The organism is Winogradskyella jejuensis (assembly GCF_900129745.1).
GTDB classification, from domain to species: Bacteria; Bacteroidota; Bacteroidia; order Flavobacteriales; family Flavobacteriaceae; genus Winogradskyella; species Winogradskyella jejuensis.
In genome coordinates, this window is the sequence record NZ_FQWS01000002.1 from 1 (window position 1) to 12,834 (window position 12,834).

Consider the following 12,834-nt stretch of genomic DNA (forward strand, 5'->3'; position numbering starts at 1 on the left):
AGTATTTTATTATAATTAATAAAAACAAAAGAAGGCTCTCACTTACGATTCTCTCCAAATAAACTAATCATAATCGTTTGGATACCCTTGAATAAGGTGAGAATTAAATTTTAATACTACTAATTAATTTTTAGAGTATGAAGCCATAAAAAAAGCCCATCAATTTATTTGATGAGCCTTCACAATATTTTAAAAGGTAGATTATCCTTTTATAACCCCTCTTGAAATTACAATTTTCTGAATTTCAGAAGTGCCTTCGTATATTTGAGTAATTTTTGCATCACGCATTAAACGTTCTACGTGGTATTCTTTCACAAAACCGTTCCCACCGTGAATCTGTACAGCTTCAACAGTTTGTTCCATAGCAACTTTACTAGCATATAGTTTAGCCATTGCACTAGCCATATCATAATTCTCGCCTTTGTCTTTTTGCCAAGCTGCTTTCATTACTAACATACGTGCTGCTTCAATTTCTGTGTACATATCTGCCAATTTAAAGGCAATAGCTTGGTGGTTACAAATTTCTGTACCAAACGCTTTACGCTCTTTAGAATATTTTAAAGCTAATTCGTAAGCACCAGATGCAATCCCTAAGGCTTGTGCGGCGATACCAATGCGTCCACCAGATAAGGTTTTCATGGCGAATTTAAAACCAAATCCATCTTCACCTATTCTATTTTCTTTTGGCACTTTCACGTCATTAAATTGTAATGTGTGCGTATCACTTCCACGAATTCCTAACTTATCTTCTTTTGGTCCAATATCAAAACCAGGCATTCCTTTTTCAACAATAAAAGCGTTGATACCTCGGTGTCCTTTTTCGCGATCTGTTTGTGCAATTACTAAGTAAACGTCAGAGCGTCCACCATTAGTAATCCAGTTTTTTGTACCATTAATAACATAATGGTCACCTTTATCAATAGCTGTAGTAGCTTGAGAAGTTGCATCGCTACCTGCTTCTGGTTCACTTAGACAAAACGCACCAATTTGCTCACCTGTAGCCAATTTGGTTAAGTATTTTTGTTTCTGCTCTTCAGTACCATAAGCTTCAAGACCGTAACAAACTAAAGAGTTATTTACAGAAACCATAACCGATGCAGAAGCGTCAATTTTAGATAATTCTTCCATGATTAAAACGTATGAAATGGTATCCATTCCGCTTCCACCATATTTTGGGTCAACCATAATACCCATAAAGCCTAGCTCGCCCATTTTACGAACTAATTCTTGCGGAAAAGTCTGTTTATCATCACGTTCTATAACACCAGGAAGTAATTCTGTTTGTGCAAAATCGCGAGCAGCATCGCGTATCATTAAATGCTCTTCTGTTAAGCTAAAGTCCATATAAGTTGTTTATTATTGATTTCTTAAAAATTCCATGCAAAGATAATGCTTTGTTGTGGTATTTTCAATGGATAATCTTAATTTTACTTATATGTTAACAAAAAGCTATAATGTTGTTTCTGTTATGTCTGGTACATCTCTAGATGGTATCGATTTATTATATGCTAAGTTTTTATTTTTTGGTCAGTTGCAGTTCGAAATCTTAGATTTTGAAACTGTAAAATATCCAAGGATATGGTACGAAAAACTTAAAACTCTAACCCAGTATTCCAAAGATGAATTAAAAACTATCGATGATGAATATTCGGTTTATTTAGCTGAAAAAATTTCAGAGTTCATAATAAAAAGGGATATAAGAGATATTGATTTTGTTGCATCTCATGGACATACAGCATTACATAATCCAGAAGATGGTTACACTTGCCAGATAGGAAATCAACAGATATTAGCTGATAAGATTGGTAAAAAAGTTATATGCGACTTTAGAGTTCAAGATGTTAATTTGGGAGGTCAAGGTGCGCCATTAGTGCCTATTGGTGATAAACTATTATTTTCAGAATACGACTTCTGCGTCAATCTAGGTGGGTTTGCTAATATTTCTTTCGATAAGAATAGAGAACGAATAGCTTTCGATATTTGTCCTGTTAATATAGTACTCAACTATTTTGTTTCATCTATAGGTATTGAATACGATGATAAGGGGAAAATTTCAAAATCAGGACTTATAAATTCTGAATTATTAAAAAACCTAAATGCTTTACCATTTTATAACTTGAATCCTCCTAAGTCTTTAGGATTAGAATGGGTTCAACAAGAAGTAATGCCTTTAATAGAAAGATTTGATATTAAGACTAAAGACCTATTAAGGACTTTTGTAGAACATGCGGCAATTCAGATTTCAAAATATCTTGATAATCCTAATTCAAAAGTATTAATTACTGGAGGTGGTGCATACAATTTATTTTTAATTGAACGTATTAAAGCACTTTCTGAGGCTGAAATAATAATTCCAGATAAAGCTATTATTGAATATAAAGAGGCTTTAATTTTTGGTTTGTTAGGCGTATTAAAAGACAGAAACGAAATTAATTGCTTAAAGAGTGTAACTGGAGCAAAAAAAGACCATTCTTCAGGTGTAATATTTCATCCTAAAATTAATGTATAATTTACATTATGCATTTAGAGTTTTTTATATTTGTTAATCACTAAAACTAACTAATGTCTTTAATCAAAGATTTACTCAATACTTACGAAAACAAAGCTCCAGAAATCGTTTTTCACTGGAATGACCCAGAGACTGAAGCAGAAGGTTGGACGGTTATAAATTCGCTTCGTGGTGGTGCCGCAGGTGGAGGAACGCGCATGCGTGAAGGTTTGGATATGAACGAAGTACTCTCCTTAGCAAAAACAATGGAAGTGAAGTTTACAGTATCTGGACCAAATATTGGAGGTGCAAAATCTGGAATTAATTTCAATCCACAAGACCCACGTAAAAAAGGCGTTTTAGAACGTTGGTACGCAGCAGTGTCACCCTTACTTAAAAGTTATTACGGAACAGGAGGAGATCTTAACGTAGATGAAATTCATGAGGTGATTCCTATCACTGAAGAGAGTGGTGTTTGGCATCCACAAGAAGGCGTTTTCGAAGGACATTTTAAGCCAACAGCTGCAGATAAGATTAACAGAATAGGGCAGTTACGACACGGTGTTATTAAGGTGATAGAAAACCCAAAATACTCACCAGACGTTTCAAAAAAGTACACTGTGGCAGATATGATTACTGGTTTTGGAGTTGCAGAAGCTGCAAAACATTTTTATGATATCCATAACGAAAGTATCGTAGGAAAACGCGCTATTGTTCAAGGGTTCGGAAACGTCGGAGCTGCGGCAGCATTTTATCTAGCTCAAATGGGTGCTAAAATTGTTGGAATTATTGACCGCGTTGGCGGATTGATTAACGAAGATGGTTTTTCATTTGAGGAAGTACGAGATATGTATTTATCCAAAAACAGAAATACGCTTGGCAATAAGAATCTGATTTCATTTGAAGAAATGAATGAAAAAATATGGTCTTTAGAGGCTGAAGTTTTTGCCCCTTGTGCGGCATCACGTTTAATTACGCAAAATCAAATTGACCAATTAATCGATAGCGGTTTAGAAGTTGTTTCTTGCGGAGCAAATGTACCTTTTGCAGACAAGGAAATTTTCTTTGGTCCGATAATGGAATACACGGATAATAAAGTAAGCTTGATTCCAGATTTTATTTCAAATTGTGGAATGGCAAGAGTTTTTGCTTATTTTATGGAGCGCAAAGTTCAAATGACTGATGATGCTATTTTTGAAGACACTTCAGAAGTTATAAAAAAAGCACTTCAAGACTTATATAAAAATAATAACAATAAAACAGGAATTAGTGCAACTGCTTTCGAAATTGCACTTAAACAATTAATATAAAACCTATGGAAACCATTATAGTATTAGTATTTGTTTTTGGCTATCTAGCCATTACTCTAGAACACACCATTAAAATAGATAAGCTTATACCAGCACTGGTAATGATGGCTATCAGTTGGGCTTTGATATCTTTAGGTATTGACGCTTTTCCACAGTGGTTTGATTCTGCAAAACATACCTTAATGGACAACTTTGGCCTGCTTCCGCATGAAGAAAAAATGCATTTAATGGAAGAAACATTGCTTCACCATTTGGGTAAAACAGCAGAGATACTTGTTTTCTTACTCGGAGCCATGACTATAGTTGAGATTATAGATTATTTTGATGGTTTTTCTACTATAAAATCAGCAGTTAATTTCAAAAGCCGAAAGAAATTGCTTTGGTTGTTCTCCATATTAGCTTTTGTGTTATCTGCAATTATTGATAACCTAACAGCAACGATTGTTTTAATTTCTATACTTCAAAAAATAGTTAAAGATAGAGATATTCGTATTTGGTATGCTGGATTAATTATTATTGCTGCAAATGCAGGAGGTGCATGGTCACCTATAGGAGATGTAACAACAACCATGCTTTGGATTGGTAATAAAGTGTCTACAGGTAAATTATTTATGTATTTATTTATACCATCGATATTATGTATGGTAGTGCCAACTGTAATAGCATCTTTCTTAAAACCTTTTAAAGGAGATTTAGAGTTACAAGATGATGACGATAAGCCAAAACATAGATTTAGCTCCACAATGTTATTCTTAGGATTAGGAGCTATAGTTTCTGTACCTTTCTTTAAAGTTATAACACATTTACCTCCATACGTAGGTATGATGTTAGCTTTAGGTATTGTAGCCATATTTGCTGAGATTTACACGAGCTCTAGATTTACCATGACTCAAGTTGAACAAGGTGAGGCATTTACACACGACCACCATAGTCCTGTTCATCGTTCACTATCAAGAATCGAAATGCCGAGTATTTTGTTTTTCTTAGGAATTTTAATGGCTGTAGCTGCATTAGAGTCTTTAGGTATTTTGTTTGGTTTTGCTAATACACTTCAAGATACAATGCCTATGATGGGGACAGAAATGCATGGTGAAGGAGTTTCAGATTTAGTTGTTCTTCTTTTAGGAGTAGGTTCAGCAGTAATTGACAATGTACCACTCGTGGCAGCAAGTTTAGGAATGTTCTCTGAGCCTTTAGATAATGAATTATGGCATTTTATCGCATATTCGGCAGGAACTGGAGGTAGTATGCTTATTATTGGTTCTGCAGCTGGAGTTGTGGCCATGGGAATGGAAAAAATTGACTTCTTTTGGTATCTTAAAAAGATTTCTTGGTTAGCGCTTTTAGGCTTTATAGCTGGAGCAGCAGCATTTATGGTTACAAGAACTTTGTTCTAAGCACACGTTAATTCTATTTTTTACGTTATAACAAAATATTAAATCAAACAAACGAGTATGTTAAACACAACTTTACAAGATGCAGAAGCTTTAGTTGAAGGAGAATCAGTAGAAAAAACGTTATCCATAATAGAGTTAATTACTACTGGTGGTACTGCGGGTATTATAATTATTGCCATCCTTGGTATTTTATTTATTGCTGCTATTTACATTTATTTTGAAAGAATTTTTGCTATTAAAGAAGCCTCCAAAGTAGATTCAAACTTCATGAATCAAATTAGAGATTATGTCAGTGATGGAAAGATTGATTCAGCACAAAACTTATGTTCTACAGCAAATTCTCCTGTATCTAGGTTAATTAGTAAAGGGATTTCAAGAATAGGAAAACCTCTAGACGATATAAATACAGCTATAGAAAATGCAGGTCGACTTGAGATTTATGGTTTAGAAAAAAACGTTAGTGTGTTAGCTACAATTTCTGGAGCAGCACCAATGATAGGGTTCTTAGGAACAGTAATCGGGATGATTTTATCTATATTCGAAATTGCTAATTCTGGAGGTTCAATAGATATAAAAACCTTAGCAGACGGTCTTTATACAGCTATGACGACAACAGTAGGTGGTCTAATTGTAGGTATTATTGCGTATATAGCATACAACCATTTAGTAGTTAAAACCAATAAAGTGGTTTATCAAATGGAGGCCAACTCTTTAGAGTTCTTAGATCTTTTAAACGAGCCTATTTAATATGAATTTACGCGGAAGAAATAAAGTAACACCGGAATTTAATATGTCCTCAATGACTGACATTGTATTCTTGTTGCTCATCTTTTTTATGATTGCCTCTACACTAGTTTCGGCAGAAGCCATAGATTTATTGCTGCCAAAATCTTCTAGTAAGACCACGCAAACTAAAAATGTATCAGTAAGTGTTAATAAGCAGCTACAATACTTTGTAGACTTAAAGCAGGTATCTAAAGACCAATTAGAAGCTGCTGTACTCGATAAAGTTGGAAGTTCAGACTCACCAACAATTACCATAAGGTCAGACCAAGATGTAGATTTAAAGCATGTGGTTTTTATTATGGATATAGCCAACAGGAATAAAATAAAATCTACGCTAGCGGTAAAATCCAATTAGCAGATTTTATAAAACCCCAAACCAACTATGAAATACCTCAATACCAAACATGAGCGTAATTCAGCCAAAATTACAAGTTTAACAGTCCTTATTGTGGCATTGTTATTTTTTGTGGTTGGTCCTCCCTACAAAGAAATTCCAGAAGAATATGGTGTAGCCATCAACTTTGGAGAACCAAGCGTAGTTAATGACAACGCTGCTATAGATAATCCTTCTAAATCTGAAGATGTTGTTGAAGACAACCAAGAAGACGTTACTCCAGAAGAGCAAATTGATGATATTGTTGAAGAGGAAATACCTGAAGAGGAAGTTGAAGATAATGCCGAAGAAGATGCTCAAAAATTAGCTGAACAAGAAGCAGCGGAAGAGGCTGCTAAAGAAGAAGCTGCCAAATTAGAAGCAGCAGAGCAAAAAGCTGCTGAAGAGTTATTGGCGCAACAAGAGAAAGAGGCTCTTAGGATTAAAGAAGCCGAAGAAGCTAAAGCAAAAGCAGAAGCAGAAAAAAAAGCAAAGGAGAAGTTAGAGGCTGAAAAGTTGGCTGCGGCAAAAACTAAAGCAGAGCGTCTTGCTAAAGCTAAAGCCGCAAGAGAAGCTAAGGAAAAAGCAGATAGAGCAGCTGCTGCGAAAGCAGCAAAAGCAGAAGCAGACCGAAAAGCTGCAGCTTCAGCGGCCGCCGCACAGAAAAATAAAAGTGGAGGAAGTGATGCCGCTGGCTTTAAATTAAGTCAGGAAGGTCCAGTTTATCCAGGTTGTGAAGGGAAAAATAATGCAGATAGAAAAACCTGTATGAATCAGAAAATCAGTACATTTTTCACAAATCAATTTGATTCTGATTTAGCTGAAAATTTAGGTTTTACAGGAAATCAATCTATTAAAATTCGTTTTGACATAAATGAAACTGGCAAGATTATTGGAGTTAGGGTTATAGCAGCTCATCCAGACCTTGTAGCAGAAACTAAACGAGTTATAGGTTTGTTGCCAAATATTAAACCTGCTTTACAGCAAGGAAAGCCAGTAAAAGTGCCATATTCAATACCAATAAGGTTTAAAGCACAATAATATCACTGTAACTTTTCACGTTGTATAGCTAACAAAGTGCTTTAATGAAGTATTTAAAAACTAAACACGAGAAAAATTCTGCAAAGATTACTGCATTAATAATCTTAATATTAATGTTGCTCATTTTTGTTGTCGGGCCACAATATATGGATCCGCCAGAAGAGTATGGTGTTGCTGTAAACTTCGGTACTAACGATTTTGGTAGTGGTAATAAGCCATTAAGTAAGCCTAAGCAAGCAGATATTCCAAAAAAATCAGAAGAGCAAAATATCAAACAGGAGGAAGTTAAACCTCAAACCTCTCAACCTAAAACAGAAGACCTTTTAACTCAAGAAACAGAAGAGGCGATTGCTATAAAAAAGAAACAGCAGGCTGAGGCTAAAGCTAAGGCAGAAGCTGAAAGAGCAGAACGCTTAAGACGTGAGGCTGAAGAACGAAAAAAGAGAGAAGAAGCTGAAAAACGTAAAAAACTTGATAACCTTATTGGAGGTGTAAAGAACTCCAAAGGAAATGATAATGGAGGTGAAGGCCCAGACGGCAAGCCTGGGAATAAAGGCCAACTAGACGGCAATCCTTATGCACCAAGCTATTTTGGCGGCTCCGGGCCAGGAAAAGGTGGAGTAGGATACGGCTTAAGTGGTCGAGGAAGACCAAGTAAGAAAATCTTTAAACAAGATTGTAATGAGTATGGTTTAGTTATTGTTCGTATAGAGGTAGACAAAAGTGGAAAAGTAACTTCCGCTACACCAGGAGCAAAAGGTTCTACTAACACGCATCCTTGCTTGTTAGCTCCAGCAAAAAAAATAGCCTTATCTCACAAATGGCCAGCTGATGCCAATGCGCCAGCTAAACAAGTTGGTTTTGTGAGTATCAATTTTGATGTCAGTCAATAAATGAATTACAAAGAGACCGTAGATTGGTTATTCAACCAACTACCTATGTACCAGAATCAAGGTAAATCAGCTTATAAAAAAGATTTATCAAATACTCATTTACTAGCCAGTTATCTCAATAATCCTGAGCGCAAGTTTAAGTCCATACATGTCGGAGGAACAAATGGAAAAGGTTCAACTAGTCATATGCTGGCTTCAATTCTTCAAGAAGCGGGTTATAAAGTAGGCTTGTATACATCACCACATCTTAAAGATTACAGAGAGCGAATTAAAATTAATGGGAAAGAAATCTCTAAGCAATTTGTAATGGGTTTTGTTAGAAAGCACAAGTCTTTCTTTGAGACAAACTCGCTTTCCTTTTTTGAAATGACAGTAGGTTTGGCGTTCGATTATTTTGTAAAGTCCAAAGTAGATATCGCTATTATTGAAGTGGGTTTAGGCGGAAGGTTAGATTCTACCAATATCATTACACCAGAACTTTCTGTAATTACTAATATAGGAATGGATCATGTTCAATTTTTGGGTAATACGTTGCCTGAAATAGCCTTAGAAAAAGCAGGTATCATTAAGACCAATATTCCTGTAGTCGTTGGAGAAACGCATCCAGAAACGGTTCCGGTTTTCAATACTAAAGCCAAAGAAACAAAATCTGAAATCTATTTTGCCGACCAAACTATTGATAAAGTCTTAGAAAGTGATTTAAAAGGAACGTATCAAAATCAGAATATAAAGACAGTAATACAAGCTGTTGAAATTTTGAAAACTAAAAGATATACCATTTCAGAAAAGGACTTAAAAGAAGGATTATTAAATGTTGTAAAAAATACGGGTTTAATGGGCAGGTGGCAAGTTTTAAGTCAAAGCCCTAAAATTATCTGCGATACTGCGCATAACAAAGAAGGCTTATCTTATGTTATGAAGCAGTTGCAAAACGAATCGTTTGAGAAGCTGCATATTGTTTTTGGTGTTGTAAACGATAAGAATCTGGGTGATATTATGTCTTTACTCCCTAAAGAAGCAGAGTATTATTTGGCAAAACCAAATATTCAACGTGGGTTAAATATTGAAGAATTAGCAAAAGCCTTCAATAATAAAGGTCTAAAAAACAGAAGTTATAAGTCTGTTAATCAAGCATTATTAGAGGCAAAGCGTAGCGCTTCAGAAAATGATGTTATCTATGTTGGTGGCAGCACATTTGTTGTTGCAGAAATATTGTAATTTTTTATTGAAATTCTTTTGAGATTTTAAAAACTAGTCTATATTTGCAATCCAATTATCGGGCGCGTAGCTCAGTTGGTTCAGAGCACTTGGTTTACACCCAAGGGGTCAGGGGTTCGAATCCCTTCGCGCCCACAAAAGTCTACAGAAATGTGGACTTTTTTGGTTTTATAGATTAGGGTCATTAACTCAGTTGGTTTAGAGTGTTACCTTGACAGGGTAGAAGTCACTGGTTCGAATCCAGTATGACCCACATCAGTCCAAACGTTCAAACTTTTGTTTGGACGTTTTTAGTTATAAGACATCTAAAATCCGCTCTAGTGCCATGCCTCTAGAGCCTTTGATTAGTATAGTAGTGTTAGTAATCTTTTGGGCTTTAAACTCTAATTTTAAGTCCTCAAAAGATGAAAATTTATAAGTTGAAGCTTTTGTTTTCGTCTTATAAAAATTCTCTCCTACTAAAATGATGTTTTCATCAAAATACCTCTCAGCCAAATCTACAATACTTTGATGTTCTTCTTTAGCTGAATCGCCAAGCTCAAACATATCACCTAAGAACAAATATTTTTTATCAGCATCTAATTGTTTAAAGTTTTTTAGTGCTGCTATCATACTCGTTGGATTAGCGTTATAGGCATCAAGAATAATATTATTACCACTAATCTCTCGAATTTCTGATCTATTATTGTCCGGAACGTATGTTTCAATGGCTGTTTTTATAGTATTGGTTTCAACATCAAAGTGTTTTCCTATGGCTATTGACACAGCAATATTTGTAAAGTTATATTCACCTATCAATTGACTGTTTATTAATGTGTCGTCATAAGATAGACTCACAAAAGGATTAGCGTCTACAAATTTAACAGTGCAATCATTTGTAGATTTCGTCCCAAAAGTCAGAACTTTTGAATAATCACCAATTTGTTTTATTTGTGTAGCGTCATCAGTATTTAAGAAAATAGTTTTATTGTTTTCTTTTAGATATGTATATAATTCAGACTTGCCTTTAATAACACCCTCAACTCCTCCAAAGCCTTCTAAATGTGCTTTACCAAAGTTGGTAATTAAGCCATAATCTGGTTCGGCGATTGAAGCTAAAAATTCTATTTCTTTTTGATGATTAGCGCCCATCTCTACTATTCCGAAATCTAAACTTTTATCAAAACTTAAGAGGGTTAATGGAACGCCAATATGGTTATTGAGATTACCTTTGGTGGCTTTTACTCTATATTTTGATGAGAGTACACAATTAATCAACTCTTTTGTTGTTGTTTTTCCGTTGCTACCAGTTAACGCTATAATAGGAAAGCTAAAAGTTCTTCTATGATAGTTGGCGAGCTGTTGTAATGCTGCAAGAGTGTCGTTTACTAAAACGAATTTATTTGATACGTTTTCTAATGATTTATCATCAATAACACAGAAACTTGCACCTTGTTTCAGAGCTTTTTCAGCAAATTTATTACCGTCAAAGTTTTCGCCTCTCAAGGCAAAATAGATGTCGTTTTCTTTAAGTTTACGAGTGTCTGTACAAACCGATTTGTATTTGGTAAAAAGGGTGTATAAAGCTTTTATATTCATATTATAAAAATAAAAAAGTCCTAACGTATTGTTAGGACTTTTTGATATAATTTAATAACGTTATTAGTTACGTTTTTTCTTATTTGTTTTAGATTTAGAACCAACGCGAGATACTGCGCATCTAAACCCGATATAGTCTGTTGCCATATCTTGTGGGAAGTATCTACGTTGTGCAGGATCAATCCAGTAAGATCTATCTCTCCAAGACCCACCTTTGATAACTCTTGCCTCATCATTGATAAGAGAAGTTCTTCTGTCTGACTTATCGTATTCTTTTAAAAGTTTTCCACTAGCTGAATCTCTTTCAATATTGTGCTTGGGAGAGTTATACATTTTACGTGTATCAAATTTTCCATCTTCGTCATCTTCAAAATTATCTCTATAGTATCTAGATGATTTTTGGTCACCGTCTCTATAGTTTCTGTTATCGCTTCTGTCGAAGTTTGTTCTTAAGTAAGTGTCTTCGCCATCCACAGGAATTCTCTCAATTTCTCCTGGTAAATTACGAGCAACAATTCTACCGTTACTTAATGTGTCATAAACTGTTTCTTCAACAATTTTTACACTCCCATCATCATTAATAGCATTTTTAAAATAGGTATTACCTCTATAGTAGTTAAAGTCATTAAACTCGTCATCTACTATTGGCCTGTATACGTCAGCTACCCATTCCGCTACATTTCCAGCCATATCATATAGACCGTAATCGTTTGGTTCGTAATATTTTACTTCTTGTGTAATATCTGCACCGTCATCAGACCATCCAGCAATTCCACCATAATCACCTTTACTTTGCTTAAAGTTAGCTAACTGATCGCCACGTTTCGCACGCTTTCCTGATCTAGTGTATTGTCCATCCCATGGATATTTCTTACGACCTCTATAGATATTGTAGCTTCTTAATTCGCTCATGCCTAGGGCAGCATATTCCCACTCAACTTCTGTTGGAAGTCTATATTTAGGACCAATTAGTCCGGATTCTCTTTTTGCATATACATTAATAGTATCACCTTGAGCATTAACTTGCATACGTCTCCTAGACTTTACTGGATTAATGATAGAATCATTACCTCCATAAGTTTTAGTAGGCGCGTTGATATAGGTATCAGTATTAAATGTACTTCCAGCTGTAGCTGTAAACTGAGAATCTCTTTCTAAGTAACCAGCTTTTTGTAAAGTCATCTCTGAAACTCTATCCGTTCTCCAACTCGCATATTCAACAGCTTGAATCCAACTTACACCAACTACAGGATAATTTCCGTAAGCAGGATGGCGAAGATAGTTTTCAGTCATCATTTCATTGTATCCAAGGCGGTTTCTCCATACCAAAGTATCAGGTAGTGCACCTTTGTATATGTTTGCATAACTTGGATCTTCAGGAGGATAAACACTCTTTAAATAATCTAAATACATTAAGTAGTTAGCATTTGTAACCTCTGATTCGTCCATATAATAAGATTGAACGTGCTGTTGAGATGGAGAGTTATTCCAGTCGTGCATTGGGTCGTCTTGTACTTTACCCATGGTAAAGGTACCACCTTCAATAAATACTGTTCCTGGAGGAGTCTCTTGTTCTTTAAACTTGGTGTTGTATTGAAATCCACCTTGCTTGTCATTAATAGCCCAACCAGTAGCGCTATCTACATTACTGGAGTTGGATGAGCGTTTACAACTAAAAGCAGTAACTATTAGGGCTGTAGCTGCTAATAATTTAAAATTCATGACGTTTCTCATAACTGTCGATTAAGTA

Annotated in this window: 11 protein-coding genes and 2 tRNA genes; 10 read left to right on the forward strand and 3 right to left on the reverse strand. The window is 35.2% G+C overall.

Going from position 1 to position 12,834, the window contains the following annotated elements; genetic code table 11:
* Positions 1-201: 201 nt before the first annotated feature.
* Positions 202-1,344, reverse strand: a complete 1,143-nt coding sequence (locus BUB95_RS07715) for an acyl-CoA dehydrogenase (RefSeq protein WP_073085162.1) — start codon at positions 1,342-1,344, stop codon at positions 202-204.
* 91 nt (positions 1,345-1,435) lie between these two features.
* On the opposite strand from BUB95_RS07715, the gene BUB95_RS07720 reads away from it, so the two are divergent.
* The 10 genes from BUB95_RS07720 (at position 1,436) to BUB95_RS07765 (ending at position 9,759) form a co-directional block, all read left to right on the forward strand.
* Entirely contained in the window at positions 1,436-2,509 is a 1,074-nt protein-coding gene (locus tag BUB95_RS07720) for an anhydro-N-acetylmuramic acid kinase (RefSeq protein WP_073087334.1), read from the forward strand.
* Between the two features lie 62 nt (positions 2,510-2,571).
* Complete coding sequence (locus tag BUB95_RS07725; RefSeq protein ID WP_073087336.1) at positions 2,572-3,798, forward strand: Glu/Leu/Phe/Val dehydrogenase dimerization domain-containing protein; 1,227 nt, start codon at positions 2,572-2,574, stop codon at positions 3,796-3,798.
* 5 nt (positions 3,799-3,803) lie between these two features.
* On the forward strand, positions 3,804-5,195 hold the full coding sequence (gene nhaD, locus BUB95_RS07730) for a sodium:proton antiporter NhaD (RefSeq protein ID WP_073085164.1): 1,392 nt from the start codon (positions 3,804-3,806) through the stop codon (positions 5,193-5,195).
* A gap of 57 nt (positions 5,196-5,252) precedes the next feature.
* Positions 5,253-5,942 carry a MotA/TolQ/ExbB proton channel family protein gene (locus tag BUB95_RS07735; RefSeq protein WP_073085166.1) on the forward strand — a complete coding sequence of 230 codons (690 nt, stop codon included), beginning with the start codon at positions 5,253-5,255 and terminating at the stop codon, positions 5,940-5,942.
* A 1-nt stretch (position 5,943) separates the two neighbouring features.
* On the forward strand, positions 5,944-6,336 hold the full coding sequence (locus BUB95_RS07740; RefSeq protein WP_073085168.1) for an ExbD/TolR family protein: 393 nt from the start codon (positions 5,944-5,946) through the stop codon (positions 6,334-6,336).
* Positions 6,337-6,363: 27 nt separating this feature from the next.
* Complete coding sequence (tolA, locus tag BUB95_RS07745) at positions 6,364-7,395, forward strand: cell envelope integrity protein TolA (RefSeq protein ID WP_073085170.1); 1,032 nt, start codon at positions 6,364-6,366, stop codon at positions 7,393-7,395.
* A gap of 44 nt (positions 7,396-7,439) precedes the next feature.
* A complete protein-coding gene (locus BUB95_RS07750) occupies positions 7,440-8,288 on the forward strand; it encodes an energy transducer TonB (RefSeq protein ID WP_073085172.1) in 849 nt (282 codons plus the stop codon).
* On the forward strand, positions 8,289-9,506 hold the full coding sequence (locus BUB95_RS07755) for a bifunctional folylpolyglutamate synthase/dihydrofolate synthase (protein WP_073085174.1): 1,218 nt from the start codon (positions 8,289-8,291) through the stop codon (positions 9,504-9,506).
* A 60-nt stretch (positions 9,507-9,566) separates the two neighbouring features.
* Positions 9,567-9,641, forward strand: a tRNA-Val gene (locus BUB95_RS07760).
* 43 nt (positions 9,642-9,684) lie between these two features.
* Positions 9,685-9,759: transfer RNA gene (locus BUB95_RS07765), tRNA-Val, on the forward strand.
* A 41-nt stretch (positions 9,760-9,800) separates the two neighbouring features.
* On the opposite strand, the gene BUB95_RS07770 is transcribed toward BUB95_RS07765, so the two are convergent.
* Both BUB95_RS07770 and gldJ read right to left on the reverse strand, forming a co-directional pair.
* Positions 9,801-11,084 carry a UDP-N-acetylmuramoyl-tripeptide--D-alanyl-D-alanine ligase gene (locus tag BUB95_RS07770; RefSeq protein WP_073085176.1) on the reverse strand — a complete coding sequence of 428 codons (1,284 nt, stop codon included), beginning with the start codon at positions 11,082-11,084 and terminating at the stop codon, positions 9,801-9,803.
* 63 nt (positions 11,085-11,147) lie between these two features.
* Complete coding sequence (gene gldJ / locus BUB95_RS07775) at positions 11,148-12,818, reverse strand: gliding motility lipoprotein GldJ (RefSeq protein WP_073085178.1); 1,671 nt, start codon at positions 12,816-12,818, stop codon at positions 11,148-11,150.
* Positions 12,819-12,834 lie beyond the last annotated feature (16 nt).